General features: G+C 72.3%; 25 protein-coding genes and 1 tRNA gene. 11 read left to right on the top strand and 15 right to left on the bottom strand.

Going from position 1 to position 24,525, the window contains the following annotated elements:
* Positions 1–31 precede the first annotated feature (31 nt).
* From AB0M11_RS37200 to AB0M11_RS37190, 3 genes are all read right to left on the bottom strand, one after another.
* Positions 32–1,246 (bottom strand): acyl-CoA dehydrogenase family protein, encoded by a 1,215-nt coding sequence (locus AB0M11_RS37200; protein WP_365712631.1) that lies wholly within the window; start codon positions 1,244–1,246, stop codon positions 32–34.
* A 6-nt stretch (positions 1,247–1,252) separates the two neighbouring features.
* A complete protein-coding gene (locus tag AB0M11_RS37195) occupies positions 1,253–2,275 on the bottom strand; it encodes a phosphotransferase family protein (RefSeq protein WP_365712629.1) in 1,023 nt (340 codons plus the stop codon).
* A 166-nt stretch (positions 2,276–2,441) separates the two neighbouring features.
* Positions 2,442–2,738: a hypothetical protein gene (locus AB0M11_RS37190; protein ID WP_365712627.1), complete on the bottom strand. Its 297-nt coding sequence runs from the start codon at positions 2,736–2,738 to the stop codon at positions 2,442–2,444.
* Positions 2,739–2,901: 163 nt separating this feature from the next.
* On the opposite strand from AB0M11_RS37190, the gene AB0M11_RS37185 reads away from it, so the two are divergent.
* Positions 2,902–3,843 (top strand): NADP-dependent oxidoreductase, encoded by a 942-nt coding sequence (locus AB0M11_RS37185; RefSeq protein ID WP_365712625.1) that lies wholly within the window; start codon positions 2,902–2,904, stop codon positions 3,841–3,843.
* Positions 3,844–3,871: 28 nt separating this feature from the next.
* On the opposite strand, the gene AB0M11_RS37180 is transcribed toward AB0M11_RS37185, so the two are convergent.
* The 4 genes from AB0M11_RS37180 to AB0M11_RS37165 all read right to left on the bottom strand — a co-directional run bounded on the left by AB0M11_RS37180 (position 3,872) and on the right by AB0M11_RS37165 (position 6,252).
* Positions 3,872–4,186 carry a DUF202 domain-containing protein gene (locus AB0M11_RS37180; RefSeq protein ID WP_365712623.1) on the bottom strand — a complete coding sequence of 105 codons (315 nt, stop codon included), beginning with the start codon at positions 4,184–4,186 and terminating at the stop codon, positions 3,872–3,874.
* A complete protein-coding gene (locus AB0M11_RS37175; protein WP_365712621.1) occupies positions 4,183–4,575 on the bottom strand; it encodes a DUF202 domain-containing protein in 393 nt (130 codons plus the stop codon). The genes AB0M11_RS37180 and AB0M11_RS37175 overlap by 4 nt, the downstream gene beginning before the upstream one ends.
* A 226-nt stretch (positions 4,576–4,801) precedes the next feature.
* Positions 4,802–5,311 carry an NUDIX domain-containing protein gene (locus tag AB0M11_RS37170; RefSeq protein WP_365712619.1) on the bottom strand — a complete coding sequence of 170 codons (510 nt, stop codon included), beginning with the start codon at positions 5,309–5,311 and terminating at the stop codon, positions 4,802–4,804.
* Positions 5,312–5,358: 47 nt separating this feature from the next.
* Complete coding sequence (locus AB0M11_RS37165; RefSeq protein ID WP_365712617.1) at positions 5,359–6,252, bottom strand: DMT family transporter; 894 nt, start codon at positions 6,250–6,252, stop codon at positions 5,359–5,361.
* Positions 6,253–6,681: 429 nt separating this feature from the next.
* On the opposite strand from AB0M11_RS37165, the gene AB0M11_RS37160 reads away from it, so the two are divergent.
* The 3 genes from AB0M11_RS37160 to AB0M11_RS37150 all read left to right on the top strand — a co-directional run bounded on the left by AB0M11_RS37160 (position 6,682) and on the right by AB0M11_RS37150 (position 9,068).
* Positions 6,682–7,647, top strand: a complete 966-nt coding sequence (locus AB0M11_RS37160; protein ID WP_365712615.1) for a hypothetical protein — start codon at positions 6,682–6,684, stop codon at positions 7,645–7,647.
* A gap of 73 nt (positions 7,648–7,720) precedes the next feature.
* Positions 7,721–8,461 carry a molybdopterin-dependent oxidoreductase gene (locus tag AB0M11_RS37155; RefSeq protein WP_365712613.1) on the top strand — a complete coding sequence of 247 codons (741 nt, stop codon included), beginning with the start codon at positions 7,721–7,723 and terminating at the stop codon, positions 8,459–8,461.
* Positions 8,445–9,068 carry a cytochrome b/b6 domain-containing protein gene (locus AB0M11_RS37150; protein WP_365712611.1) on the top strand — a complete coding sequence of 208 codons (624 nt, stop codon included), beginning with the start codon at positions 8,445–8,447 and terminating at the stop codon, positions 9,066–9,068. Before AB0M11_RS37155 ends, AB0M11_RS37150 begins: the two co-directional genes overlap by 17 nt.
* A 364-nt stretch (positions 9,069–9,432) precedes the next feature.
* Here AB0M11_RS37150 and AB0M11_RS37145 read toward each other — a convergent pair whose 3' ends face one another.
* Positions 9,433–10,830 carry a gluconate:H+ symporter gene (locus AB0M11_RS37145; RefSeq protein WP_365712609.1) on the bottom strand — a complete coding sequence of 466 codons (1,398 nt, stop codon included), beginning with the start codon at positions 10,828–10,830 and terminating at the stop codon, positions 9,433–9,435.
* 97 nt (positions 10,831–10,927) lie between these two features.
* Positions 10,928–11,449 (bottom strand): gluconokinase, encoded by a 522-nt coding sequence (locus AB0M11_RS37140; RefSeq protein ID WP_365712607.1) that lies wholly within the window; start codon positions 11,447–11,449, stop codon positions 10,928–10,930.
* 159 nt (positions 11,450–11,608) lie between these two features.
* Between AB0M11_RS37140 and AB0M11_RS37135 the strand changes: the two genes are divergently transcribed.
* On the top strand, positions 11,609–12,310 hold the full coding sequence (locus AB0M11_RS37135; RefSeq protein ID WP_365712605.1) for a FadR/GntR family transcriptional regulator: 702 nt from the start codon (positions 11,609–11,611) through the stop codon (positions 12,308–12,310).
* Between the two features lie 2 nt (positions 12,311–12,312).
* Here the strand turns inward: AB0M11_RS37135 and AB0M11_RS37130 are convergent, their stop codons facing one another.
* From AB0M11_RS37130 to AB0M11_RS37115, 4 genes are all read right to left on the bottom strand, one after another.
* Positions 12,313–12,714, bottom strand: a complete 402-nt coding sequence (locus tag AB0M11_RS37130) for a YchJ family metal-binding protein (protein WP_365712603.1) — start codon at positions 12,712–12,714, stop codon at positions 12,313–12,315.
* Positions 12,715–12,724: 10 nt separating this feature from the next.
* Positions 12,725–14,098: a M1 family metallopeptidase gene (locus AB0M11_RS37125; RefSeq protein ID WP_365712601.1), complete on the bottom strand. Its 1,374-nt coding sequence runs from the start codon at positions 14,096–14,098 to the stop codon at positions 12,725–12,727.
* A gap of 77 nt (positions 14,099–14,175) precedes the next feature.
* Positions 14,176–18,042: a Pls/PosA family non-ribosomal peptide synthetase gene (locus AB0M11_RS37120; protein ID WP_365712599.1), complete on the bottom strand. Its 3,867-nt coding sequence runs from the start codon at positions 18,040–18,042 to the stop codon at positions 14,176–14,178.
* A 360-nt stretch (positions 18,043–18,402) separates the two neighbouring features.
* On the bottom strand, positions 18,403–18,846 hold the full coding sequence (locus tag AB0M11_RS37115; protein ID WP_365712597.1) for an ATP-binding protein: 444 nt from the start codon (positions 18,844–18,846) through the stop codon (positions 18,403–18,405).
* Positions 18,847–19,088: 242 nt separating this feature from the next.
* Between AB0M11_RS37115 and AB0M11_RS37110 the strand changes: the two genes are divergently transcribed.
* Together AB0M11_RS37110 and AB0M11_RS37105 are read left to right on the top strand one after the other, a co-directional pair.
* Positions 19,089–19,955: a helix-turn-helix transcriptional regulator gene (locus AB0M11_RS37110; protein ID WP_365712595.1), complete on the top strand. Its 867-nt coding sequence runs from the start codon at positions 19,089–19,091 to the stop codon at positions 19,953–19,955.
* Positions 19,956–19,958: 3 nt separating this feature from the next.
* Positions 19,959–20,198, top strand: a complete 240-nt coding sequence (locus tag AB0M11_RS37105) for a DUF397 domain-containing protein (RefSeq protein ID WP_365712593.1) — start codon at positions 19,959–19,961, stop codon at positions 20,196–20,198.
* Between the two features lie 143 nt (positions 20,199–20,341).
* On the opposite strand, the gene AB0M11_RS37100 is transcribed toward AB0M11_RS37105, so the two are convergent.
* A tRNA-Leu gene (locus AB0M11_RS37100) sits at positions 20,342–20,429 on the bottom strand.
* Between the two features lie 211 nt (positions 20,430–20,640).
* Here AB0M11_RS37100 and AB0M11_RS37095 point away from each other — a divergent pair.
* The 3 genes from AB0M11_RS37095 to AB0M11_RS37085 all read left to right on the top strand — a co-directional run bounded on the left by AB0M11_RS37095 (position 20,641) and on the right by AB0M11_RS37085 (position 23,453).
* Positions 20,641–21,966, top strand: a complete 1,326-nt coding sequence (locus AB0M11_RS37095; RefSeq protein WP_365712591.1) for a M20/M25/M40 family metallo-hydrolase — start codon at positions 20,641–20,643, stop codon at positions 21,964–21,966.
* Positions 21,967–22,111: 145 nt separating this feature from the next.
* Positions 22,112–22,345: a chaplin ChpH gene (gene chpH / locus AB0M11_RS37090; protein WP_123978334.1), complete on the top strand. Its 234-nt coding sequence runs from the start codon at positions 22,112–22,114 to the stop codon at positions 22,343–22,345.
* 145 nt (positions 22,346–22,490) lie between these two features.
* The gene (locus tag AB0M11_RS37085) at positions 22,491–23,453 is read left to right on the top strand and encodes a chaplin (protein ID WP_365712589.1); all 963 of its coding nucleotides are present in this window, start codon (positions 22,491–22,493) and stop codon (positions 23,451–23,453) included.
* An 84-nt stretch (positions 23,454–23,537) separates the two neighbouring features.
* Here AB0M11_RS37085 and AB0M11_RS37080 read toward each other — a convergent pair whose 3' ends face one another.
* On the bottom strand, positions 23,538–23,726 hold the full coding sequence (locus AB0M11_RS37080; protein ID WP_046732800.1) for a DUF5703 family protein: 189 nt from the start codon (positions 23,724–23,726) through the stop codon (positions 23,538–23,540).
* Positions 23,727–23,773: 47 nt separating this feature from the next.
* On the opposite strand from AB0M11_RS37080, the gene AB0M11_RS37075 reads away from it, so the two are divergent.
* Positions 23,774–24,484, top strand: coding sequence for a hypothetical protein (locus AB0M11_RS37075; protein WP_365712587.1), 711 nt, complete (start codon positions 23,774–23,776; stop codon positions 24,482–24,484).
* The last annotated feature ends 41 nt before the right edge of the window (positions 24,485–24,525 follow it).

The following is a 24,525-nucleotide window of genomic DNA, read 5'->3' as shown; positions in this document are numbered from 1 at the left end:
GCCGGGGCCCCTCCTCGGTGCGTGGGCTCCGCTACAGGTACTTCTTCAGCTCCCGCCGTGCCAGCGAGCGCTGGTGCACCTCGTCCGGTCCGTCGGCGATCATCAGCGTGCGGGCACCGGCGTACAGGTCGGCCAGCGGGAAGTCCTGGCTCACGCCGCCCGCGCCGTGCAGCTGGATCGCGCGGTCGATGATGTCGACGACCGCGCGCGGCGTCGCGATCTTGATGGCCTGGATCTCGGCGTGGGCGCCCCGGTTGCCGACGGTGTCCATCAGCCAGGCCGTCTTGAGCACCAGCAGCCGCAGCTGCTCCACCGTCACCCGGGCGTCGGCGATCCAGTTGTGCACCACACCCTGCTGGGCGAGCGCCTTGCCGAAGGCCTGGCGCGAGACGGCCCGGCGGCACATCAGCTCGATCGCGCGCTCGGCCATGCCGATCAGCCGCATGCAGTGGTGGATCCGCCCGGGACCGAGCCGGGCCTGGGCGATGGCGAAGCCGCCGCCCTCCTCGCCGACCAGGTTCGACACCGGCACGCGCGCGTGGTCGAAGACCACCTCGGCGTGGCCGCCGTGGTAGTGGTCCTCGTAGCCGAAGACCTTCATCGCCCGCTTGACGGTGACACCGGGGGTGTCGCGCGGGACCAGGACCATGGACTGCTGGCGCCGGATGTCGGGCCCGTCCGGGTCCGTCTTGCCCATCACGATGAAGATTCTGCAGTCCGGGTTCATCGCACCCGAGATGTACCACTTGCGGCCGGTGATGACGTAGTCGTCGCCGTCCCGCTCGATGTGGGTGGTGATGTTGGTGGCGTCGGAGGAGGCCACCTCCGGCTCGGTCATCGCGAACGCGGAGCGGATCTCGCCGGCCAGCAGCGGCTCCAGCCACTGCTTCTTCTGCGCCTCGTCGCCGAACTGGGCGAGCACCTCCATGTTGCCGGTGTCCGGCGCCGCGCAGTTCAGCGCGGTGGGCGCCAGGTGCGGCGAGCGGCCGGTGAGCTCGGCGAGCGGCGCGTACTGCAGGTTGGTGAGGCCGGCGCCGTACTCGGCGTCGGGCAGGAAGAGGTTCCACAGCCCCTGCCTGCGGGCCTCGGCCTTCAGCTCCTCCACCACGGCCGGGGTGTCCCACGGCGAGGCCAGTGCGGCCCGCTGCTCCTCCGCCACCGACTCGGCCGGGTAGACGAACTCGTCCATGAAGGCCTGGAGTTGAGCACGCAGCTCCTCGGTGCGCGCGTCGAACGCGAAGTCCATGACCGGTCAGCCTTCCTGAAGAGTGGTCAGTCCGTGGTCGATGAAGACGGGGACGAGTTCGCCGATGCGGTCGAAGCCCTGCCCGAGCGTCTGGCCCAGGGTGTACCGGTAGTGGATGCCCTCCAGGATCACCGCGAGCTTGAACCAGGCGAACGCCGTGTACCAGGAGATGTGCGAGACGTCCCGCCCCGAGCGGTCCGCGTACCGCTCGACCAGCTCGCGCGGTGCCGGATGGCCCGGCGCCTCGGCGGTGGTGGACACCGGGGAGTCGGGCGCGCCCAGCGGCAGGCTGTACATCACCAGCAGGCCCAGGTCGGTCAGCGGGTCGCCGAGCGTCGACATCTCCCAGTCGAGAACCGCCTTGATCCGGTCGTCGTCACCGATCAGGACGTTGTCGAGCCGGTAGTCGCCGTGGATCACCGTGGGCGCGGGGGAGTCGGGCAGCCGGCGGCCCAGGGTCGCGTGCAGCTCGTCGATGCCGGCCAGTTCGCGGTTGCGGGAGGCGTCCAGCTGCTTGCCCCAGCGGCGCAGCTGGCGGTCCAGGAAACCCTCGGGGCGGCCGAAGTCGGCGAGGCCGACCTCCGCGGGGTCCACGGCGTGCAGCTCGACGAGGGTGTCCACCAGGGACAGCACGGCGTCACGGGTCCGCTCGGGGCCGAGCGGCACGAGCTGTTCGGCGGTGCGGTACGGGGTGCCCGCCACGAACTCCATCACGTAGAAGGGCGCCCCGACGACTTCCGTGTCCTCGCACAGCAGCACCGGGCGCGGCACCGGCACCTCTGTCGGGTACAGCGCGCTGATCACCCGGTGCTCGCGCTTCATGTCGTGCGCGGTCGCCAGCACGTGACCCAGCGGCGGCCGCCGTACGACCCACTTCGAGGTGGCGTCGGAGATCGCGTAGGTGAGGTTCGACCGTCCGCCCTCGATCAGCCTTCCGGTCAGCGGACCGGTCACCAGACCGGGGCGCTCGCGGTCCAGCAGGCCGCGCAGCCGGTCGAGATCGAGTCCGGGCGGGTGGTCGGGGCTCATGCATCGCTCCTACGACGAACGAACGGGACCCGACTCATGATGCCGACCAGTCGGTATGTCGTCCAGCGCGGGGACCAAACGTGACCGGGACCACCCTACGGCCCGGACGGCGCGCGACGGCTCCCCGCGCGCGCAGAGCGGGGAGCCGTCACGGGTAGGAACCGGCTCAGTGGTCGTCCCAGTGGCCCTCGTGCTCGGCGTGCCGGTGGCCGTCGTGCAGATAGTCGATGTGGTCGCCGTGCAGGACGCCGGTGTGCCCGCAGCCGTCACCGTGCCGGTGCTCGTGCGCCTCGTGGGTGACGTGGCCGTCGGGCTCGCACTCGTCCCAGTGGCCGGCGTGCTCGCGGTGCAGGTGTCCGTTGTGGGCGTAGTCGATGTGGTCGCCGTGCGGCACCTGGTCGTGCCCGCAGTCCGGTCCGTGGCTGTGGCCGTGCGCGGTGTGTTCCTGGTGCAGGGTGGTCATGGTGCTCGCCTTCGGGGGGTACAGGGTCTCGGGGGATGAAGGGTTTCGGGTGGAGCAAGGTTCAGGGGTGTGGCGTGATACCGACGGACAGGCTGCCACGCAAACGGCGCATATGCGGGCATCCCGGTTGCGTGGCGTCCGAGTACCCCGGAGGGTCGTTTGCATGAAAGGCATCAGCTACAGCCGGTACGGCGGCCCCGAGGTGCTGGAGTACGGCGAGGTCAAGGACCCGAAGGTCGGCCCCGACTCGGTGCTGGTGAAGGTCCGCGCGGCGGCCGTCAACCCGGTCGACTGGAAGTGCCGTGAGGGCCATCTGCACGCGGTCCTGGACGCCGTCTTCCCGGTGATCCCCGGCTGGGACGTCTCGGGCGTGGTCGTCCAGCCGGGCGCAGCCGTCACCGAGTTCGCGGTCGGCGACGAGGTGATCGGCTACGTCCGCGAGGACTTCCTCTCCCGGGGCACCTTCGCGGAGTACGTCGCCGCCCCGGTGCGCACGCTCGCCCGCAAGCCGCGCAACCTCACCTTCGAACAGGCCGCCGGGCTGCCGCTGGCCGGTCTCACCGCCTACCAGGTGCTGGTGCACGCCCTGGAGGTCAAGCGCGGCGAGACGATCCTGGTGCACGCCGCCGCCGGCGGGGTCGGCTCGCTCGCCGTGCAGCTCGGGGTCCATCTCGGCGCCCGGGTCATCGGCACGGCGAGCGAGCCGAACCACGACTTCGTCCGCGGCCTCGGCGGTGAGCCGGTCACCTACGGCGCGGGTCTCTCCGAACGGGTGCGGGGGCTGGCCCCGGAGGGGGTGGCCGCCGTCTTCGACACCGTCGGCGGCGAGACGCTGACCGTCTCGGCGAACCTGCTCGCCCCCGAGGGGAGGATGGCCTCGATCGCCGACCCGGACGTCGTCGACTTCGGCGGCCGGTACTGCTTCGTACGCCCCGATGCCGGGGACCTGACCCGGCTCGCCGCGCTCGCGGAACAGGGCGCGCTCACGGTCCAGGTGGCCGAGACGTTTCCGCTGAAGGCGGCGGCCGACGCACAGCGCCGCAGCCAGGAGGGGCACACCCGGGGCAAGCTGGTGGTCACCGTGGACTGGCCGGAGGAGGGCTGAACGGGCGCCGGCCCACGGGCTGAGGGGGCTACACGACCAGTGCGGCGGCGCACAGGGCGATGCCGACCGTGCACAGCACCGCCCAGGTCGCCGACCGGGGGGTGAGGGTCACCGGGCGCCCGGTGACCGCCAGGGCGCGGATACGGAGGTGGGCGACCAGGAGGAAGCCCAGCCAGAGGGCGCAGCAGGCGGCGCAGGCGAGCACCCCGACGGCCGAGGTGCCGCCGTGCAGGGTGGTCTTCGCCGCGAGCACGGCGGCGACCGTCGCCGACAGCGTGGTACGGCGCCAGGCCAGCCGGGTCCGCTCCGGCTGGAGCCCGGGGTCGCGGGGCGGCTCCGTCATCCCTCCCACCCGACGAGCACGACGACGACCATCGCGACGGCGACCACGGCGATGACCACGCTCAGCAGGGCCGGGAACCGGGAGACCGGGAGGTCCTCACCGCGCCGCATCGCGCGCTCGCAGCGCATCCAGTGGTTGACGGCACGCAGCGAACAGAGGACGCCCGCGGCGAGGAGGGCCAGGGCGAGTCCGACGCGCCAGGCCCGGCCGAGGTCGGGCAGGAACTGGTCGACGGCGAATCCGCCGCCGATGAGGGCGAGGGCGGTCCGCAGCCAGGCCAGGAACGTCCGCTCGTTGGCGAGGGAGAAACGGTAGTCGGGGGTCGTTCCCTCTTGCCGCACCTCTTCGGGGGCGAACCACAAACGGACGTTCCGCGCGAACTCGATCACGTGTAGGAAGCCTACCCGGGGGTGGGAGGGCCGATATTTCGGCTGCGGGCGGGTGAGGGCCGGTCGCGCCCACGCGGCGCAGCCGCATAGCGGACACAGCCCCGCGCCCCTTACGGGGCGCTGTCCAGCCGTGTCTCATGCAGCCGCGGGCAGTCGTGCCGCTGGGGCGGCACGGAGTGGGCGGGCGGGAACCGGCCGGCGCCGGTGAGCGTCCCTACCTCCCGCCTCAGCCCCGCCACTCCCGCAGCCGCTCCCACGCCGCGACCCCGTCCGGCACCCACTCCCACTCCCCGAGCCGCGACACCACCTCCTCGTCCGTGAGGAAGTCGTGCCACGCCACCTCCTCCACCTGCGGCCGCACCGGCAGCTCGCAGCGCACCTCGTACACCGCCGACCACCAGCTCCGCCCGGCCCCGCCGTCGTACAGGAACTTGAAGAGGAACGTGGGCCGCGGCAGCCCGCTGACGCCCAGTTCCTCCTCGGCCTCCCGCAGCGCCGCGTCGTCGTAGGACTCGCCCGCCCCGACCACGCCCCCGACGAACATGTCGTGGAGGGAGGGGAAGACGAGCTTGGTCGCGGTGCGGCGGTGGACGAAGACGCGGCCGGCGGCGTCGCGGGCCTGGATGAAGACGCAGCGGTGGCGCAGGCCCCTGGCGTACGCCTCGCCGCGCGGGGACTGCCCGATGACCTGGTCGTGCTCGTCGACGATGTCGAGGATCTCGTCAGCAGCGCTCATGCCGCCATCCAAGCAGGCGGACGGCTCGCCCGCGTCAGCCGCCGGCGTCAGCGCGGCTGGAGGTCGAGCGACGGCTCCTTCGGCGCCGTACCGCGCGGCATCGCGGGATGCAGACCGAGCAGCACGATGCCCGCCACGATCGCCGCGAGCCCCGCCGCCTCCCAGGCCAGCGCCCCCGTGTCGGTGCGCAGCCGGTCCCCGAGGAAGCCGACCCCGCACAGGATCCCGGCGAGCGGCTGGGCCGCGGTGAGCGCGGGCAGCGAGTTGCGCAGCTCGGCCGTCTCGAACGCGCTCTGCACGAGGATCAGCCCGGTGACCCCGAGGACCAGCACGCCGTACGGCTGCCAGCCGGTCAGCACCTCCACGATGCCGCCCTCGGAGAACCGGGTGCCGGTGACCCGGGTCAGCGCGTCCTGGACGCCGTAGAGCAGGCCTGCGGCGAGGGCGAGCAGGGTGGGCCCCGCGCTGAGGCGGGACCGCTTGGCGTAGGTGGTGAGCAGCAGGGCGGTGCCCACCATCACGCCGATGATCAGCCAGTGGCGCGCCGGGTCGGTCACGGCGTCGCCGCCGCGTGGCTGGCCCGCCAGGATGAACGCGGTCACGCCGCCCGCCAGCAGGACGAGGCCGGCCCAGCCCTGGTGGCTGAGGGGGTGCTTGGTCTGGTGCCGGGAGAGCGCGAGGGCGAACAGGAGGTTGGTCGCGAGCAGCGGTTCGACGAGCGAGATCTCGCCCTTGCCGAGGGCGATCGCGCCCAGGATCATGCCGGCCACCATGAGGCCGATGCCGCCTAGCCACCGCGGCACCCGCATCAGGTCGAGCAGCAGCCGGGGCGAGAGGAAGTCGCTGAGCGGTGCCTTCTGGGCGACGTTCTGCTGGAGCACGAACCCGAAGCCCAGGCAACAGGCTGCGCTCACGGCGAGAATCAGAACCAGAACGGACACGCTGCGTACCTCGATCTGCGGCCGGGCTACGGAGTGCGTAGTGGCCGACTGTAGCGCTCCCGGAGGGGGATTGTTCCGGGGGTACCCGGAACCGGGCGGTTGACTCGGTCACGCTGCCCGAGTCGACCGTGATGGGTGGATCGGGGCGGTTACGTGACCCTACGGCCATGGTCCGACGCACGGGCGGCCCGCGCTATGGCGTACGCCACAGTCGCCACCCGGTGCCCCACGGCCACGGTACGCCCACCGGCTCCCGGCGCGCGCCAAGTTCCCCCAGGAACAGGGTAGTTGAACGGGGCACCAGCCCCGTTCGGCTTGACGCAAAGTCTTGGCGGGGGGTTTGCTGTGCGTGATCGGCCGATGGCAGCCCGACAACCAGGAAGTTCCGCGGTGCCCCCAACCCCGCCCGCCCTAGGCCCAGGCCAGGCCGTGTCCGACCCCGGCCCGGCCGTCGACGAGAGCCCCCGCCCGGCCCCGCACCCCGGGTGCGAGCACTGTCCCGACGACGCGCTGGGCGACGCCGAACTGATCTCGGCGCGGGCCGCGTTGGCCCAGGGCCGCTGGCAGTCCGCCCGCTCTCTGCTGCTCCATACGGGTGAGGACTGGGACCGTCGCGGCCACCGGGTCACCGTCCTCGCCCGCGAGCCCTACGCCGTCGCCTGGGCCCGCGAGTGGCTGCTCGCCGAGCCCGGCTCGCCCGGCGCCGCCGTCCTGTACGCCCTGACCCTGGTCCGGCGCGCCCTGCGCGGCAAGGAGGATCCGGAGCGCGCCCGTGAGGCCTGCGCCGGCGCCGCCGCGCTCGCCCCCGCCGACCCCACCCCGTGGCTCGGCCTCCTCCTGGTGGCCCGCCACCTGGGCACCGACGAGGACACCCGCCGGGCCTTCGGCGAGGTGCGCCGCCGCCATCCCGAGCACCACCACGCCCACCACCTGATGGTGGCCAGGATCGCGGAGACCGAGACCCGGGAGACGGACGAACTGTGCGCCTTCGCCGACCGCGCGGCGGCCGAGGCGCCGGCCGACTCCCCGCTCGCCGTTCTGCCGGTCGTCGCGTACACCGAACGCCACCGGGTGCTCGCCACCACCGGCCAGGCCCCCGCGGACCCGGCCGCCGCCGGGCACTGGACCGAGCCGGCCGCGCAGCGCGCCCTGGGCGCCGCCTTCGACTGGTGGCTGGAGTGGGGGAGCGAGGAGCATCCCCGCCGCCCCGTCGACCTGAACCATCTCGCCCACGCCACCTTCGGCGCCGGCCGGTACGCCGAGGCCGCGGCCCTGTTGCAGCGCATCGGACGCCATGCCACCGTGGCACCCTGGTCCTACCCGGACCGCGACCCGTGCGAGGCGTTCCGGGCGGCCCGGGAGCGGGTGCTGGGAGGCCGGGAGGGCGGATCATGAGAAGAGGTTGTGGATTCCTTACGGCCGCCGGATTCCGTGGCCGAGCCCGCCCCGATGGTGTTCGAATGAGGGCGTGAACTCTGAACGATCCGAGGAACCGCGGCGCACCGAGGAGGGAAGCCCGGTCGGCCGCCGGGTGTTCCTGGGCACCATCGGCCTCGGCGCGCTCGGCCTGGTGACCGCGCCGGTGCTGCAGCGCGTCACCGAGTCGGTCCTCGGCGCCTTCTCCGGCAAGGACCCGACGGGCCTGACCGGCCTCCTCCCGAACGGCGGCGGCTTCCGCTACTACTCGGTGACCGGGTCGGTACCGGACAAGACCGCCGCCGACTACCAGCTCAGGATCGACGGGCTGGTCGACAAGCCGCGTACGTACACCCTGGCAGACCTGCGGGCCCTGCCGCAGACCCGGCTGGTCAAGGACGTCCAGTGCGTGACCGGCTGGCGGGTGCCGGACACCCCCTTCGAAGGCGTCCGCCTCTCCGACCTGCTGGACCTGGCGGGCGTCCGGGACACCGCGAAGGCGATCCACTTCACCTGCTTCGACGGCGCGTACACCGAGAGCCTCACCCTCGACCAGGCGCGCCGGCCGGACGTCCTGGTCGCGCTGCGCATGCAGAACAAGGCGATCACCCACGACCACGGCGGCCCGGTCCGCCTCTACGTCGCCCCCATGTACTTCTATAAGTCGGCCAAGTGGCTCTCCGGCATCACGGTCACCGACAAGGTCGAACCGGGCTACTGGGAGAGACTCGGCTACGACGTCGACGCCTGGGTCGGCCGTTCGAACGGACGTGACGATGAGCCTACGAGCTGAGGCCCCGGCCGCCACGGACCGGCTGCACCGCTTCACCGCCGCCGAGCGCTGGGTGCACCGCACCACGGCACTGCTGATGGGCCTGTGCGTCGCGACGGCCGCCTGCCTCTACATCCCGCAGCTGGCGGTCCTCGTGGGCCGCCGCGAGTTGGTCGTGCGCATCCACGAGTGCGCGGGCCTGGCGCTCCCGGTCCCGGTCCTGCTGGGCCTCGCCTCCCGCGCCTTCCGCAGGGACCTCGGCTTCCTGAACCGCTTCGGCCCGCACGACAGGCTCTGGCTGCGTGCCGTCCTGAGCCGCGACAAGCGCCGCTCCTCCCGGCCGGCCGGCAAGTTCAACGCCGGCCAGAAGATCTACGCGAACTGGATCGCCGGGGCCACCCTCGTCATGCTGGGCACGGGCCTGCTCATGTGGTTCACCCACCTCGCCCCGCTGATGTGGCGCACGTCGGCCACCTTCGTCCACGACTGGCTGGCCCTGACCATCGGCATCGTCCTGGCCGGCCACATCGGCATGGCCCTCGGCGACCCGGAGTCCCGCCGGGGCCTGCGCACGGGCACGGTGAGCCGTGACTGGGCCAGACGCGAACACCCGCTGTGGCGGCCGTAGCGCGAGGGGGTCCGCCCAGACGCGCTCTCCGACGCCGCCCGGCCACCAGAGGCGCGGCCGATCACCGTCCAGCCCGGCCACCAGAGGCGCGGCCGATCACCGTCCCGTCGGGAAGCCCGGCGCAGCCCCGCCCCGCGTCCGGCGCTGCCCTGCGGCCTTTCCCGCAGGGGCGTGGACTGCGCCCGGAGCTCCCGACGCCCGGCTCTCCTCCTCCCGCCGCAACGGCGACCGGCCGAGACGGCGGAGTCCGGCGGTGCCGCACCGGCCGCACCGGCCGCACCGGCCGCACCGGCCGCACCGGCCGCACCGGCCGCACCGGCCGCACCGGCCGCACCGGCCGGCACCGGCCGCACCCCGCCCGACGCTAGATCACCAGTGACAGCAGCAGGACCAGGCCGCCGCCGACCACCGAGATGATCGTCTCCATCACGGACCAGGTCTTGAGGGTCTGGCCGACGCTGAGGCCGAAGTATTCCTTCACCAGCCAGAACCCGGCGTCGTTGACGTGGCTGAAGAACAGCGAGCCCGCGCCGATGGCCAGGACGAGCAGGGCGGTGTGGGCGCTCGACATGTCGGCCGCCAGCGGAGCCACCAGGCCCGCCGCCGACACCGTGGCCACCGTCGCCGAGCCCGTCGCCAGCCGGATCGCCACCGCGATCAGCCAGGCCAGCAGCAGCGCCGGTATGGACCAGTCCTTGGAGATCTCCAGGATCATCCGGCCGACCCCGCAGTCGATCAGCGTCTGCTTGAAGCCGCCGCCCGCGCCCACGATCAGCAGGATGCCCGCGATCGGCACGAGCCCCTTGTCGACCGTCTCCGCGATGCGCTCCCTGGAGAACCCGGCGGGCCGGCCCAGCGTGAACATGCCGACGAGCACGGCCGCGAGCAGCGCGACCAGCGGGGAGCCGATGACGTCGAAGACGCGCTGGACGGTGTGGGCCGGGTCGTCGACGACTATGTCGACCAGCGCCTTGGCGAGCATCAGGACGACCGGCAGCAGGATGGTGCCGAGGGTGGCGCCGAAGCCGGGGCGGTTCTCCAGTTCCTCGGACGGGCGCTGCGGGAGCATCCGGTCGGGGGCCTGCACGTCCACCCAGCGGGCCGCGACCTTGGAGAACAGCGGACCGGCGATGATCACGGTCGGGATCGCGACCAGGACGCCGAGGGCCAGGGTCAGGCCCAGGTTGGCGTGGACCGCGTCGATGGCGACCAGCGGGCCGGGGTGCGGAGGCACCAGGCCGTGCATCACGGACAGACCGGCGAGGGCCGGGATGCCGATGCGCATCAGGGAGTAGTGGCCCCGCTTGGCGACCATCAGCACCACCGGGATGAGCAGCACGATGCCGACCTCGAAGAACAGCGGCAGCCCGATCACGGAGGCGATCAGCACCATCACCCAGGGCATCGCCCGCCCGCCGGCCTTGGCGAGGATCGTGTCGACGATCTGGTCGGCACCGCCGGAGTCGGCCAGCAGCCTGCCCAGGATCGCCCCGAGCGCGATCAGGACACCCACGCCGGCGACGGTGGCGCCGAGCCCGGTGGTGAAGCTGGTGATGACCTTGTCCAGCGGCGCCCCGGCGAACGCGCCGAGCGCGAGCGAGCCGATGGTGAGCGCCAGGAAGGCGTGGACCTTGAACTGGGTGATGAGCAGGACGATGACGGCGATGCCCAACAGGACGGCGACGCCGAGCCGGGCGTGTCCGGCCGAGGTGATGGGCGCGACGGCGTCCGCTGCCAGCACCTCGACGCTGAGTCTGGTCACGGGGTTCCTTGCGGTTATGGGGACAAGAGGGGGTAGAGGAGGGAGACGGAAAGGCGAGAAGGGCGATGACGGGGAGACAAGAAACGGAAAGGGTGAGTCAGTGCGAGGTGCGGTCGGGCAGCGCTTCCAGTGCCCGTACGGCCCGTGCGGTGATCTCCTCCGGGTCGCCCGCGATGTCCACGGCGACGCCGGCCTCGTCCGCCTCCAGCGGCTGGAGCGTGGCGAACTGCGAGTCCAGCAGCGCGGTCGGCATGAAGTGTCCCTGCCGGTGCGACATCCGGTCACCGATGAGCTGCCGGTCACCGGTGAGGTGCACGAAGACGAGGTCCGGGGCGGAGGCCCGGAGCCGGTCGCGGTACGCCCGCTTCAGCGCCGAGCAGCTGACCACCCCACCGAGGCCCTCCCTGCCGTGCGCCCAGGCGCCGATGGTGTCCAGCCACGGCCACCGGTCGGCGTCCTCGAGCGGGTGCCCGGCCGACATCTTGGCGATGTTGGCCGGCGGGTGGAAGTCGTCGCCCTCGGCGTACGGGACGCCGAGCCGGGCGGCGAGCAGGGGACCGATCGTGGTCTTGCCCGTGCCGGCGACGCCCATCACCGCCACGACGTGTGGGGTCCGCATCACTGCCTCGCTGTTTCCTCGGGAGATCTCGACAGCCGGCGCCGGCGTACGACAACCGGCGTCGGCCTCACTGAAACCCATTAGGTACGACGAATTCAAGAGCCTGTGGCATATAAGTCTGACTTTTTGGCTCGGTGATCCACTCGGTACGCTGAGTGCATGAGCACACCGGGCCGGGGCCTGCACGGCCGAGTACTTGACGCTCTCGGCCCCGCCATCACCGCGGGCGAGTACCCGCCGGGAAGTGTCCTGCGCACCGACGAACTGGCCCAGCACTTCGAGGTGTCACGATCCGTGATGCGCGAGGCGGTCCGGGTCCTCGAATCCATGCACCTGGTCGAGTCCCGGCGCCGGGTGGGCGTCACCGTCCGCCCGAAGGCCGAGTGGAACGTCTACGACCCGCAGGTCATCCGCTGGCGCCTGGCCGGCGCCGACCGCCCGCACCAGCTGCGCTCGCTCACCGTGCTGCGGTCGGCGATCGAGCCGGTCGCGGCCGGCCTGGCCGCGCGGCACGCCACGGCCGCGCAGTGCGCCGAGCTCACCGAGTGCGCCCTCGGCATGGTGGCCAACTCACGCGGGCACAAGCTGGAGGCCTACCTCGTCCACGACGTGGCGTTCCACCGGGTGATCCTGACCGCTTCGGGCAACGAGATGTTCGCCCGGCTCGGTGACGTCGTCGCCGAGGTCCTCTCCGGCCGCACCCACCACGAGGTCATGTTCGAGGACCCCGACCCGGCCGCCGTCACCCTCCACGTCCAGCTAGCGGAAGCGGTACGCGAGGGCGACGCCCCCCGCGCCGAGCACCTGACCCGCGCCATCACGGCGGGCGCCCTCCAGGAACTGGACGTCCTGGCGCCGTAGCGCTACTCCCGCGGGAACACCCCGTCCAGATACACCCAGGCTCCGTCGACCCGCTCGAACCGGCTGTGCTCCCGCAGTGAGCCGCCCTCGAAGGACGCGCGGAAGGTCACCGTGCCGGTGGTGTGGAAGGCCGACCCGTCGCTCGCCGCCAGGACCTCCAGGCCGGTCCAGCGCATGCCGGGGTCCAGGTCGAGCCGGGCCGGGCGGGTCCGGGGGTGCCAGGTGCGCAGCAGGTACGGCTCGTCACCCGTCACGAAGGCGCTGTAGCGCGAGCGCATCAACGCCTCGGCCGTGGGCGCCGCCGCCTCCCCCCGGTGGAACCGGCCGCAGCACCTCTCGTACGTCTCCGGCAGACCGCACGGGCAGGCGGCGGGCCGCCGCTGCCGGGAGCGCTTCGGAGTCACGGCCCGCCCCCTACGCCGACTCGGCGTTGGTGGGCGGCTGGGCCGGGCGGGCCGGGACGGCCGGGGTGGGCAGCGCCGGCAGTGCCGTGCGGTGCACCCAGGCGTCCAGCAGGCCGTCCAACGGCTCGTCCGCGAACCGGTTCACATGGGCCGTGAACGTCGCGGTCGTCACGGACCCGCCCCGGTGCAGCCCCACCCACGCGCGCAGCATGTGGAAGAACCGGTCGTCGCCGAGCGCGCAGCGGATCGCGTGGACCGTGACACCGCCCCGCTCGTAGAGCCGGTCGTCGAACATCGACTTCTTGCCGGGGGCTGCGATCCGGATGTCCTGCGGCAGCCCGGACAGCAACCGGTGGGCGGCGGCCGCCAGTTGCTGGGCGCTGCGCCCGCCCGACCGCTCCGACCACAGCCACTCCGCGTACTTGGCGAGCCCTTCGTTCAGCCAGATGTGCCGCCAGTCGGCGATGGACACGCTGTTGCCGAACCACTGGTGGGCGAGTTCGTGCGCCACCAGCCGCTCCGAACCCCGGGCACCGTCCACGTGGTTGACGCCGAACAGCGACAACCCCTGGGCCTCGACGGGGACGTCGAACTCCTCGTCGGCGACGACCACCGCGTACTCGTCGAACGGGTACGGCCCGAACAGCCGCTGGAACAGGTCCATCATCGCGGGCTGCCGCGCGAAGTCCCTGGAGAACTCCGGCAGGAGATGCGCCGGTATGTGACCGTGCATGGGCACACCGCCCAAGCCGGGGTCGCCCAGCAGCACGGTCTGGAACTTGCCGATCGCGAGGCTCACCAGATAGCTCGACGTCGGCGCCGCCTGCTCGTACACCCAGGTCGTGGTGGACGCCTTCGTGGTCCGGGTGAGCAGCCGGCCGCCGGCCACCACCGAGTACGCCGACGGGCAGGTGACCGAGAGCAGGTACGACGCCTTGTCGGCCGGCCGGTCGTTGCACGGGAACCAGGAGGGCGCGCCGACCGGCTGGCTGGCCACCAGCGCGCCGTCCGTCAGCTCCTCCCAGCCGATCCCGCCCCACGGGCTGTTCACCGGCTTCGGGTTGCCGGACCAGTGGATCTCCACGGTGAAGGCCGCCCCGGCGCGCACCGGCTTCGCCGGCTTGATCCGCAGCCTGCCGCCCCGGTGCGTCCAGTGCGGCTGACGGCCGTCCACCCGGATCCGGCCGATCTTGAAGTCGGCCAGGTTCAGCTGGAACTCGGACAGGGCCGCCCGGCCCGCGATCGCGTTGATCCGGGCCATGCCGGCCAGCCGGTTGGGTCCGGGCCGGTAGTCCAGCGTGAGCTCATAGCGATGCACCCGGTACCGGGGGTCGCCGTTGTCCGGGAAATACGGGTCCGGACCCGCTGACTGCTGCACTGCCACTTCCGCGTTCGCTCCCTGCGCTGTGCTCGAACCGTCTCTCGGCGCGCCGACACCCACGGCCACCGGACGGCCCGCGCTCAGGGACGCCATGCCTCGATCGGGTTGCCGAGCCAGCGGGTGTCGTCGGGAACCGACTCCGCCGCCATGACGAGCGACGCGGGCCCGAGGGTGGTACGGGCCCCGATCGTGCTGCCGGGCAGCACGATCCCGCCAGGACCCAGTGTGGCGCCCTCACGGAGAACCACAGTATCCGTCCGCAAGATCCGGTCGTGGAAGAGGTGAGTCTGCAGCACACAGCCGCGGTTCACCGTGGCCGCGTCCTCCAGCGTCACCAGATCCGTCTCCGGAAGCCAGTAGCTCTCCACCCAGACACCCTTGCCGATGCGCGCCCCGAGGCCGCGCAGCCAGGCCGTCATCACGGGAGTACCCGGAACCGAGCCGGCCAGCCACGGCACCGCCAGCACCTCGACGAACGTGTCCGCCAGCTCGTTGCGCCACACGAACGAACTCCACAGCGGGTGCTCCCCGCTGCGGTGCCGCCCCACCAGCACCCACTTGGCCAGCACCGAGACCAGACCCGCGACCGCACCGGCGGCCAGCAGCACCAGGCCCGACAGCAGCGGCGCCCATCCGCCCAGCACGCACAGCGCGGCCACCGTCAGTCCGGCCAGCGCCACCGAGCACAGCACCGGCACGATCCTGCACGTCTCCACCAGCGCCCGCGCCCACAGCAGCCGCGCCGGCGGCTCGTACGTCCGGCTCTGGTCGCCGTCGGCCGCGCTGCGGGGCAGCTTCACCGGCGGCAGCCCCAGGTAGGAGGTGCCCTTCTTGGCCTTCTTCGGCGTCGCCGACAGCACGCCCACCAGACCGCCGTCCGGCACGCTGCGCCCCGGCGCGGTCATCCCGGAGTTCCCGAGGAACGCCCGCCGCCCGATCTCCGCCCGCCCGATCCGCACGTACCCGCCGCCCAGCTCGTACGGCGCGGTCAGCGTGTCGTCGGCCAGGAACGCGCCCTCGCCGACCGTCGTCAGGCTCGGCAGCGCGAGCACGGTCGACACCTCGGCGCCCTTGCCGATCCGCATCCCGAGCAGCCGCAGCCACACCGGCGTGACCAGCCCGGCGTACAGCGGGAACAGGGTCTCCCGGGAGCGGTCCATCAGCTGCGACACCGTCCACGCCTGCCAGCCGGTCCTGCTGTGCGTCGGGTAGGTGCCGGCGCGCAGCCCCAGGCTCAGCAGCCGGACCGACACGAGGATCAGCAGCGCGTACGCAAGCCCGAACGCCAGCGTCGCCGGGACCAGCGCGACGGCCGCGCCCCGCAGGGCCTCGGCCAGGCCGTCGCGGGGGGCCAGGAACCGCCCGGCCACCAGCAGCGCGGCGCCTCCCGCCAGCACCGGCAGCGCGCTGAGCGCGAAGCCCGTCAGGCCGTACATCACCCGCCAGTAGGTGCCGCGCTGCGGCCGCTGCTTGGGCCAGTTCCGCTTGGCCTTGCCCAGCTTGACCGCCGGGGCGCCGGCCCAGCGCTGACCGGTCGGGACCTGCCCGGTGACCGCGGAGCCCGGGGCCACCTCGGCACGCTTGCCGACGCGGGCGCCCGGGAAGAGCATGCTGCGCGTCCCGACGACCGCGTGGGCGCCGATCCGGACCGGCCCGATCACCAGCCGGTCGCCGTCCAGCCAGGAGCCGGACAGGTCCACCTCGGACTCCACGGCCGCGCCCCGCCCGATCCTGAGCAGGCCGGTGACCGGCGGCAGCGAGTGCAGGTCCACCTCGGGGCCGATCTTGGCGCCCAGTGCCCGCGCGTACCGCTCCAGCCAGGACCCGGTCAGCGTGGTCGCCCCGGCGGACTCGGCCAGCCGCTCCGCCGCCCACAGCCGCAGATGGACCGAGCCGCCCCGCGGGTACGTGCCGGGGTGCACGCCGCGCAGCAGCAGCCGCGCGCCACCGGCCGCGAGCGCGATCCGGCCGGGCGGGGTGAACAGCGCCACGGCCCCGACGCCGACCAGCCACCAGGGGGCGGTGGGCAGCCAGCCGTAGCCGCCCAGCAGGTTGCCGAGCGCGGCCAGGACGACCGTCCAGCGCAGCCCGAGCAGGGTGAACAGGGGGAGCAGGAGCACCAGCTGCACCAGCTGGGCGCCGCGCGGCACCGGCACGACGGTGCGCTCGGCGCCGTCGTCCTGCACGGACTCCTCCAGCCGGCGGGCCAGCTTGCGCAGCACCGGCTGCTGGTAGATGTCGAGGACGGCCGCGCTCGGGTAGCGGGTGCGCAGCCGGGTGGTGAGCTGGGCGGCGGACAGGCTGCCGCCGCCGATCGCGAAGAAGTCGTCGGCGGCGCTGCTCACCGGAGCGCCGAGGACCTCGGTCCACTGCTCGGCGAGCCACGCCTCGGTGCCGTACAGCTGTTCGGCCGGGCCGCCGCCCTCCAGGCCCTCCAGCGGCCAGGGCAGGGCGTTGCGGTCGACCTTGCCGGACGTGCGGGTGGGCAGCTCGGCGACGGGCGCCAGCAGCGGCACCAGGGCCGCGGGCAGCTCGGCGCGCAGCTTCTCGACGGCGGCCGCGTGGTCCCAGCCGTCCTGGGTGACGACATAGCCCACGAGGAGCTGGTTGCCGCTGCGGGCGGTCCGTACCGCGGCCGCGGCACCGGCGACTCCGGGGAGCGCCTGGAGGGCCGCGTCGACCTCGCCCAGCTCGATCCGGCGCCCGCCCAGCTTGATCTGCTCGTCGGCCCGCCCGAGGAAGACCAGCCCCTCGCGGTCGGCGCGCACCAGGTCACCGCTGCGGTACGCCCGCTGCCAGCCCAGCGACTCCAGCGGCGCGTACTTCTCGGCGTCCTTCTCCGCGTCCAGGTACCGGGCGAGGCCGACCCCGCCGATCACCAGCTGGCCGCTCTCGCCCATCGCCACGGGCTCGCCCGCGTCGTCCACGACGGCGAGCTCCCAGCCGTTCAGCGGCAGCCCGATGCGGATCGGCTCCTCGCCGGTCATCAGGGCCGCGCAGGCGACGACGGTGGCCTCGGTGGGGCCGTAGGTGTTCCAGACCTCGCGGCCCTCGGTCACCAGGCGCTGCGCCAGCTCGGGCGGGCAGGCCTCGCCGCCGAAGATGAGGAGGCGGACGTCGTTGAGGGTCTCCGGCTCCCAGAGGGCGGCCAGCGTGGGCACGGTCGAGACGACGGTGATCTCCTGCTCGACCAGCCAGGGGCCGAGGTCGGCGCCGCTGCGCACCTGGGAGCGGGGGACGGGCACCAGGCAGGCGCCGTACCGCCAGGCCAGCCACATCTCCTCGCAGGAGGCGTCGAAGGCCACGGAGAGGCCCGCCATGACCCGGTCGCCGGGCCCGATCGGCTCCTCCGTCAGGAACAGCGCGGCCTCGGCGTCCACGAAGGCGGCGGCGCTGCGGTGGGTGACGGCGACGCCCTTGGGCTTGCCGGTGGATCCGGAGGTGAAGATGATCCAGGCGTCGTGCTCGGTGCCGGGACGGCCGGCGGGCCGCGCGGAGTCGCGGCGCACGTCGAGGTGCAGCCCCGCGCCGATGACGGCCGCCACCTCCGCCTCGCCGAACACCAGTGCGGCCCGCTCGTCCGGGTCCTCGGCGTCCACGGGCACGTAGGCGGCCCCGGCCGCGAGCGCGCCGAGCACGGCGACGTACAGGTCGTTGGTTCCGGAGGGGACCCGCACGCCCACCCGGTCGCCGAGCCCGATCCCGGCCTCGGCGAGCCGCCGCCGCAGCCTCTCGACCTCGACGGCCAGCGCGCGGTAGGTGAGCTGGGCGGTGCCGTCGTCCAGTGCGGGCTCGTCGGGGTGGGCCCGTACCGTTGCTTCGAACACGTCCACGAGCGTGCGCGGCGAAGCCGCCGCACCGGCCGAGAAGCGTGCCGTGTCCCCGAACTCCTCGCGGATCTCTTCGTCGAGCAGGCCGAGAGCACTGCTCCCGTCAATGGCTGCCATCCGGTCCTCGCGTCTCGTTCCCGGAACCCTCCGGGGCGCCGGCGGGCCCTCAGGTCTGCCTGGGGTTGTCCGGCTCCGGCTGGGTAACAAGCCGGAAATATTAGTACGACGCTAGGCTCCCGTTCATGTGACGGCCACTTGACAGCGGCCGTTCGGAGCAGGCCCTTGACGTTTCAGCAACCTCTGACCAGGCATTCTCCGTCACCGGCGAGAGATGGGCCACACAGCGTGAGGCAGGCCAACTCCATGTGTCCGGCGGCGCCTACGGGGACGGCCGGCCCCGTGGCGTGGAGGGGGAGAAAACGCCACGGAACCGGCCGTCACCCTGGGGGTGGAGGAGACGTCACGGAGCACCGCGGGTCACGCGGCGCTGACCTCGGCCCAGATGGACTTGCCCCAGGGCAGATTGCCCACGCCCCAGCGGCCCGAGCAGAGCGCGTCCAGGATGAGCAGACCGCGGCCGCGGTCGCGTTCGACCGGGATGGGGCGCAGCCGGGGACGGCGGCCCAGCGGGTCGTGCACCTCGACCCGGGTCCGGGAGCCGTCCGAGTCGATGACGAGACGGACCGGGTCGTCCGGATCGGTCTCGTAGCGCAGGGAGTTGGTGACCAGCTCGCAGGTGACCAGGGCGACCGCGTCGATGTGGTCGCGGGAGGCGTCAGGGGAGTGGTGCGTGATGAAGTCGCTCACGAACAGTCGGGCGGCTTTGGCCGACTGAGGCTCGCTGGCCAGTAACAGAACCGGCGGCGGGGCGACTTGCGGGGCGCGGGTTTCGGTCGTGGTGCTCCGCTGGCGTTCGATCATGTGCATCCCCTCACGGGCATGTCCCAACGCAGGCACGGTGGTTCGCCATGCGAGTGCGGTCACTGTCGTATTTCCCGGATTCATGGTGCCTTCACGGCACAGTCGATCGCAATACGTCCCACGGGATGTGAAATATTGCGCGTCGGGTCGAGAGACTTGCGGCACAAGTCGTCAGCCGGTGGCGGCGGCCGGGGCGGCACGGGCAGACTGTCGGGCAGTTCACCGGAGAGAAGGGGGAATCCGTGAGCACGCCCACGGTGCGCCGGCGACGGCTCGGTGCGAAGTTGCGCGAACTGCGCGGCGAACTCACCCTCGACGAGGTCGCCGAGCACTCCGAAGGCGCGTTCGTCTCCTCCAAGCTGTCCCGGATGGAGACCGGCAAGACGGCCCCCAAGGCAGCGGACATCCAGGCGCTGCTCCACCTGTACGCCGAACTCGGCCGCGACGTCAGCGACGAGCTGCGCGCGGCCCTGATCACGCTCACCAAGGAGGGCGGCCGGCGCGGCTGGTGGCACTCGTACCGGGGTGTCCTCACCCCGGTGTACGAGGACCTGATCAGCCTGGAGGCGGAGGCCGAGACGGTCTCCACCTGGCAGCTGGGCATGATCCCCGGACTGCTCCAGACCGCCGAGTACGCCCGCGAGATCATCCGGGCGACCGCCATGTCCGAGGCGGTCGAGGCACGGGTCGACGCGCTCGTCGAGGTACGGCTGGCACGCCAGGCCGTCCTCACCCGGGACAGCGACCCGCTGGCACTCTGGGCGATCATCTCCGAACAGGCCCTGCGCTCCACCACCGAGGATCCCGCCCTGATGTACGAGCAGTTGGGGCGCCTGCTTACGATGGGGCGGCGTCCGAACATCAACATCCAGGTGTTGCGCTCGGACGCTCCCCTGCACGCCGGGCTCACCGGCACCTTCAGCATCCTGGGCTTCGGTCCGCACACGGACCTGGACGTCGTCCACCAGGAAGGGCTGACCTCCGCCCTGTACATCGAGGAACGTGATCGGGTCTCCACGCACCGGGCCGCGTGGCAACGCCTCACGTCTGCCGCCGAGTCCGTCGAGGCGTCGGTGGAACTGATCACCCAGATAAGGAAGAACGAATAAGGAATGAAGCACGCTGACGACGCGTCGACCCTGCCGGTGATCTGGCGGAAGTCCTCGGCGTCCGCATCACAGTCCGACTGCGTGGAATGCGGGATCGTCGACGAGGCGACGGTCGCCGTCCGCGACAGCAAGTGGCCCGACGGGCCCGCGCTCCTGCTGGACCGCGCCACGCTCCGTGCGTTCACCTCCACCCTCGCCCTCCGGGACGGCCGAATAGGCGGCGCCGTCGACGACCTCCGCTGAGCTCGCGGACGGCCCCGGGCCGAGACAGCGCGGCGCCCACCGGAAGGTGGTCGCCCGCACTCCGCTCGAAGGACCCGTAGGACCCGCAAGCCCCGAAAGACCCGTAAAAACCAAGAAACCCCTGCTCGGCAGGGGTTTCTTCGTGGTGTCCGAGGGGGGACTTGAACCCCCACGCCCGATAAAGGGCACTAGCACCTCAAGCTAGCGCGTCTGCCATTCCGCCACCCGGACAAGGTGTCTGTCGTGCGAGCTCTTCCGTGCGGGCTTCCCTCGCGGCGACGAAGGAAACACTACCAGGCTTTCGGGGGCCGCCGATCACACCCCGCTCGGGGGCCGGCGGGCGTGAACGGCGTGTGACGGGCCGGGACCGGCCTTGGGCCCGGGGCGGGAAGGGAGAGAGGATGGCAGGGACCGGGCGGCAGTGACAGCGGAAGGAAGCAGCGTGAGCGAGACGGACACGGCCAGGGGCGTCACCGGCGAGGACGAGGTCGTGGACCTCTGCCGCGAGCTGATCCGGTTCGACACCAGCAACTACGGCGACCACTCCGGTCCCGGCGAGCGCAAGGCGGCCGAGTGGGTCGCCGAGAAACTCGCCGAGGTCGGCCTGGAACCCGAGATCTTCGAGTCCCACCCGGGCCGCGCCTCCACGGTGGCCCGCATCGAGGGCACGGACCCGTCCCGGCCCGCCCTGCTGATCCACGGCCACCTCGACGTCGTCCCGGCCAACGCCGACGACTGGACCCACCACCCGTTCTCCGGCGAGGTCGCGGACGGGTGCGTGTGGGGCCGGGGCGCCGTCGACATGAAGGACATGGACGCCATGACCCTGGCGGTCGTGCGGGACCGGCTGCGCAGCGGGCGCAGGCCGCCCCGCGACATCGTGCTGGCCTTCCTCGCCGACGAGGAGGCCGGCGGCACCTGGGGCGCCCGGCACCTGGTCGACCACCACCCGGACCTCTTCGACGGTGTCACCGAGGCGATCAGCGAGGTCGGCGGCTTCTCCTTCACGGTCAGCGAGCAGCGCCGGCTCTACCTCATCCAGACGGCCGAGAAGGGCATGCACTGGATGAAGCTGAAGGTCGCCGGGACCGCGGGGCACGGCTCCATGATCCACCGCGACAACGCGATCACCGAGCTCTCCGAGGCCGTCGCCCGGCTCGGGCGGCACAGGTTCCCGGTGCGGGTCACCAAGACCACCCGGGCCTTCCTGGACGAGCTGGGCGACGCCCTCGGCACCGAGCTGGACCCGGAGGACATGGAGTCCACGCTGGCGCGGCTCGGCGGCATCGCCAAGCTGATCGGCGCGACCCTGAGCAACACCGCCAACCCCACCCAGCTGAACGCCGGTTACAAGGTCAACGTCATCCCCGGTGAGGCCACCGCGCACGTGGACGGCCGCTTCCTGCCCGGTCACGAGGAGGAGTTCCTCGCCGACCTGGACCGGATCCTCGGCCCGAACGTGGTCCGCGCCGACGTGCACTCCGACAAGGCGCTGGAGACCAGCTTCGACGGAGCCCTGGTGGAGGCCATGCAGTCCTCGCTGCTCGCCGAGGACCCGACGGCCAAGGCGATCCCCTACATGCTCTCCGGCGGCACCGACGCCAAGTCCTTCGACGACCTCGGTATCCGCGGCTTCGGCTTCGCCCCGCTCAGGCTGCCGCCGGAGCTGGACTTCGCGGGCATGTTCCACGGCGTGGACGAGCGGGTGCCGGTGGACGGGCTGCAGTTCGGCGTGCGCGTGCTCGACCGTTTCATCGACGCGTCGTGAAGCCCTGGCTTCAGGTAATCGGGCGGCTGTGCGAAGAAGACTGAGAAGAGTGAATGCGACGATAAGCTCGTAGCTCCATTACTCCCTCCTCGTTACTCCCCATGCGATCCGCTACTTGGAATCGCATTGCCAACAAGGAGGAATAATGCTCAAGAAGGTCGTCGCTGCTGCGGCTGCCACTGGTGGTCTGGTTCTCGCGGGTGCGGGCCTGGCCGTCGCCGACTCGGGTGCCCAGGGCGCTGCCGTGGGTTCCCCGGGTGTCGTTTCCGGCAACGTGATCCAGGTTCCCGTGCACGTCCCGGTGAACGTCTGCGGCAACACGATCTCCGTGATCGGGCTGCTGAACCCCGCCTTCGGCAACACCTGCATCAACAAGTGACGCCGACTCCCTGAGGGGCGTCTTTCCGTCGGCCCCGGAGTGCGCGCCATGCGCTCCGGGGCCGACCGGTTATTCCGCGGGAATCGTCCGAATGAATGTCCGGCGGAATGCAAGGTCAGGATCCGAGGCAGGGGGAAATTCAGAAATGCGACAGGGTGCCCGCAAGGGCCTTATGACAGTGGCCGCGGCGACCGGCGTGATCGCCGCGGCGAGCGGATACGCCCACGCCGACTCGGGAGCCGTCGGCTCCGCCGGCGGCTCACCCGGCGTGCTCTCCGGCAACACGGTGCAGGCGCCGGTGCACGTGCCGGTGAACGTCTGCGGCAACACCGTCAACGTCGTCGGCGCGCTCAACCCGTCGATGGGCAACAAGTGCGCCGAGCACGGCGGCGGGGGCGATGCGTCCACGGGCTACGGCGGCCACCGAGCCCACGGCGGCGCGCACGCCGGGGGCCACACCGGAGGCTCGCCGGGTGTCGGTTCGGGCAACACCGTGCAGGCGCCGGTCGACGTCCCGGTCAACGTCTGCGGCAACAGCGTCAACGTCATCGGCATCGGCAACACCGCCGTGGGCAACGAGTGCGCCAACGGAGGGGGTTACGGCCACCCGGGCCACCCGGGAGGCCCCGGACACCCCGGCTATCCCGGACACCCCGGGCATCCGGGCGGCGGCCACCCCTCGCAGCCCCCCGGCCACGGTGGTCACGGTGGTCACGGTGGTCACGGTGGTCACGGTGGCCACGGTGGCCACGGACCCGGAACGCCAGGGAACCCCGGGACGCCCGGTCACCCGGGGCAGCCGGGGCACCCCGGCACGCCGGGACAGCCGGGCACGCCCGGTCACCCAGGGCATCCAGGCGCGCCAGGTCACCCCGGGACTCCGGGGCACCCGGGGCAGCACCCCGGGACCCCTCCCGCTCACTCCGGGAACGCGACCCTCCCGGCCGGTACCCACGGCTCCGGCCTCGTCGCCTTGGTGAGCACCCCCGCCGCCCCGCAACTCGCGCACACCGGCAGTGACCTGCCGCTGGGCCTCGCGCTCCCGGCGGGCGCGGGCGCGCTGCTCGCGGGCGCGGTCCTGTACCGCAGGGCGCGCGCCGCGGCGTGACGCACGGGCGGTGACGCACCGATGGCGGTGCGTGGAACGGGACGGGCCCCGCGGCGCGGGGCCCGTCCCGTCAGTCGGCCAGTCTCACCATGTGGCACGCACCTGACGGATGATCCGCCGGCGCAACCGCACCCTGCGGCTGCCGTCGCGCATGAGGCTCAGTCGGTCCAACTCCCAGTGTCCGTACTCGGCATGGTCCGTCAGCAGACGTGTGGCCTCCTTGCGGGACACCCCGCGAGGTACGTACACGTCGACAAATTCGTATTCCGGCATCGCATCTATTGTGCGGGCTGGTGCCCGGTACGGATAGCGTCTGCACTATGTCTGATGCTGCGCAGCCCACCGCTGCCGAGGTACGCGCCGCCGCCGAGGCGGTCAAGACCGCGCTCGACCGCCATCTGGCCGCGGTCGAACGCAGGTCGGGGGAGGACGACCCGGCTGTCTACGAGGCGTTCAACCAGCTGGCCGCGGCCGCCGAGGTCTACGACGAGCTTCTCTACGACCGCTACGACGAAGTCACGCCCTTCGAGATCCCCGGTACGGACGACTCGCTGCCGCCGTACGCGGGCCCCGAGGAACCGAACGCGATCAGCGTGCTGATCCGCCGCGACTACGCGGTGGCCGAGCCACAGCGGCTGCTGGCCCAGGCCCAGCGGGTCGAGGCGGCGGAGTACGACGACGGTCCCGGCGCGGGCGAGGACGCCGCCGGCACGATCCACGGGGCGCTCGGGGTCCTGTTCGGCGAGTTCGAGCCGGACGAGATCGCCTCCCGGCACAAGGAATTCGGCCTGGAGGAGGGCGACTCCACGCTCTGGGTGACCGCGGCGGACGAGCCGGCCGAGCCCGGCGAGTGGCTGGAGGCGCCCTTCGAGGGGGTCGACCCGCAGCACGTGGTGTGCCGCTTCGACGTCAGCGCGGTCTTCGACGACGAGGAGGCGGACGGCGAGGAGGTCGCGGACGCCGAGGAGCTGGACGACGACCTCGACCTGGACGGGGACGAGGACCTGGAGCCGCTGGACGTCGAGCGCTGATGCTCCCGTCGGCCGGCGGTGCCGTCCGGGCCAAGGAGGAA

Source organism: Streptomyces sp. NPDC051987 (assembly GCF_040680735.1).
GTDB lineage: Bacteria > Actinomycetota > Actinomycetes > Streptomycetales > Streptomycetaceae > Streptomyces.
Note: the sequence above shows the minus strand (reverse complement) of the source record. Positions and strands in the feature narration are given on the sequence as shown.

Bases quoted from the DNA above. Each gene is read 5' to 3' on its own strand.
- AB0M11_RS37200 (WP_365712631.1), bottom strand. From the start codon at position 1,246: ATGGACTTCGCGTTCGACGCGCGCACCGAGGAGCTGCGTGCTCAACTC.
- AB0M11_RS37195 (WP_365712629.1), bottom strand. From the start codon at position 2,275: ATGAGCCCCGACCACCCGCCCGGACTCGATCTCGACCGGCTGCGCGGC.
- AB0M11_RS37190 (WP_365712627.1), bottom strand. From the start codon at position 2,738: ATGACCACCCTGCACCAGGAACACACCGCGCACGGCCACAGCCACGGA.
- AB0M11_RS37185 (WP_365712625.1), top strand. From the start codon at position 2,902: ATGAAAGGCATCAGCTACAGCCGGTACGGCGGCCCCGAGGTGCTGGAG.
- AB0M11_RS37180 (WP_365712623.1), bottom strand. From the start codon at position 4,186: ATGACGGAGCCGCCCCGCGACCCCGGGCTCCAGCCGGAGCGGACCCGG.
- AB0M11_RS37170 (WP_365712619.1), bottom strand. From the start codon at position 5,311: ATGAGCGCTGCTGACGAGATCCTCGACATCGTCGACGAGCACGACCAG.
- AB0M11_RS37150 (WP_365712611.1), top strand. From the start codon at position 8,445: ATGAGCCTACGAGCTGAGGCCCCGGCCGCCACGGACCGGCTGCACCGC.
- AB0M11_RS37140 (WP_365712607.1), bottom strand. From the start codon at position 11,449: ATGCGGACCCCACACGTCGTGGCGGTGATGGGCGTCGCCGGCACGGGC.
- AB0M11_RS37135 (WP_365712605.1), top strand. From the start codon at position 11,609: ATGAGCACACCGGGCCGGGGCCTGCACGGCCGAGTACTTGACGCTCTC.
- AB0M11_RS37120 (WP_365712599.1), bottom strand. From the start codon at position 18,042: ATGGCAGCCATTGACGGGAGCAGTGCTCTCGGCCTGCTCGACGAAGAG.
- AB0M11_RS37115 (WP_365712597.1), bottom strand. From the start codon at position 18,846: ATGATCGAACGCCAGCGGAGCACCACGACCGAAACCCGCGCCCCGCAA.
- AB0M11_RS37105 (WP_365712593.1), top strand. From the start codon at position 19,959: ATGAAGCACGCTGACGACGCGTCGACCCTGCCGGTGATCTGGCGGAAG.
- chpH (WP_123978334.1), top strand. From the start codon at position 22,112: ATGCTCAAGAAGGTCGTCGCTGCTGCGGCTGCCACTGGTGGTCTGGTT.
- AB0M11_RS37085 (WP_365712589.1), top strand. From the start codon at position 22,491: ATGCGACAGGGTGCCCGCAAGGGCCTTATGACAGTGGCCGCGGCGACC.
- AB0M11_RS37080 (WP_046732800.1), bottom strand. From the start codon at position 23,726: ATGCCGGAATACGAATTTGTCGACGTGTACGTACCTCGCGGGGTGTCC.
- AB0M11_RS37075 (WP_365712587.1), top strand. From the start codon at position 23,774: ATGTCTGATGCTGCGCAGCCCACCGCTGCCGAGGTACGCGCCGCCGCC.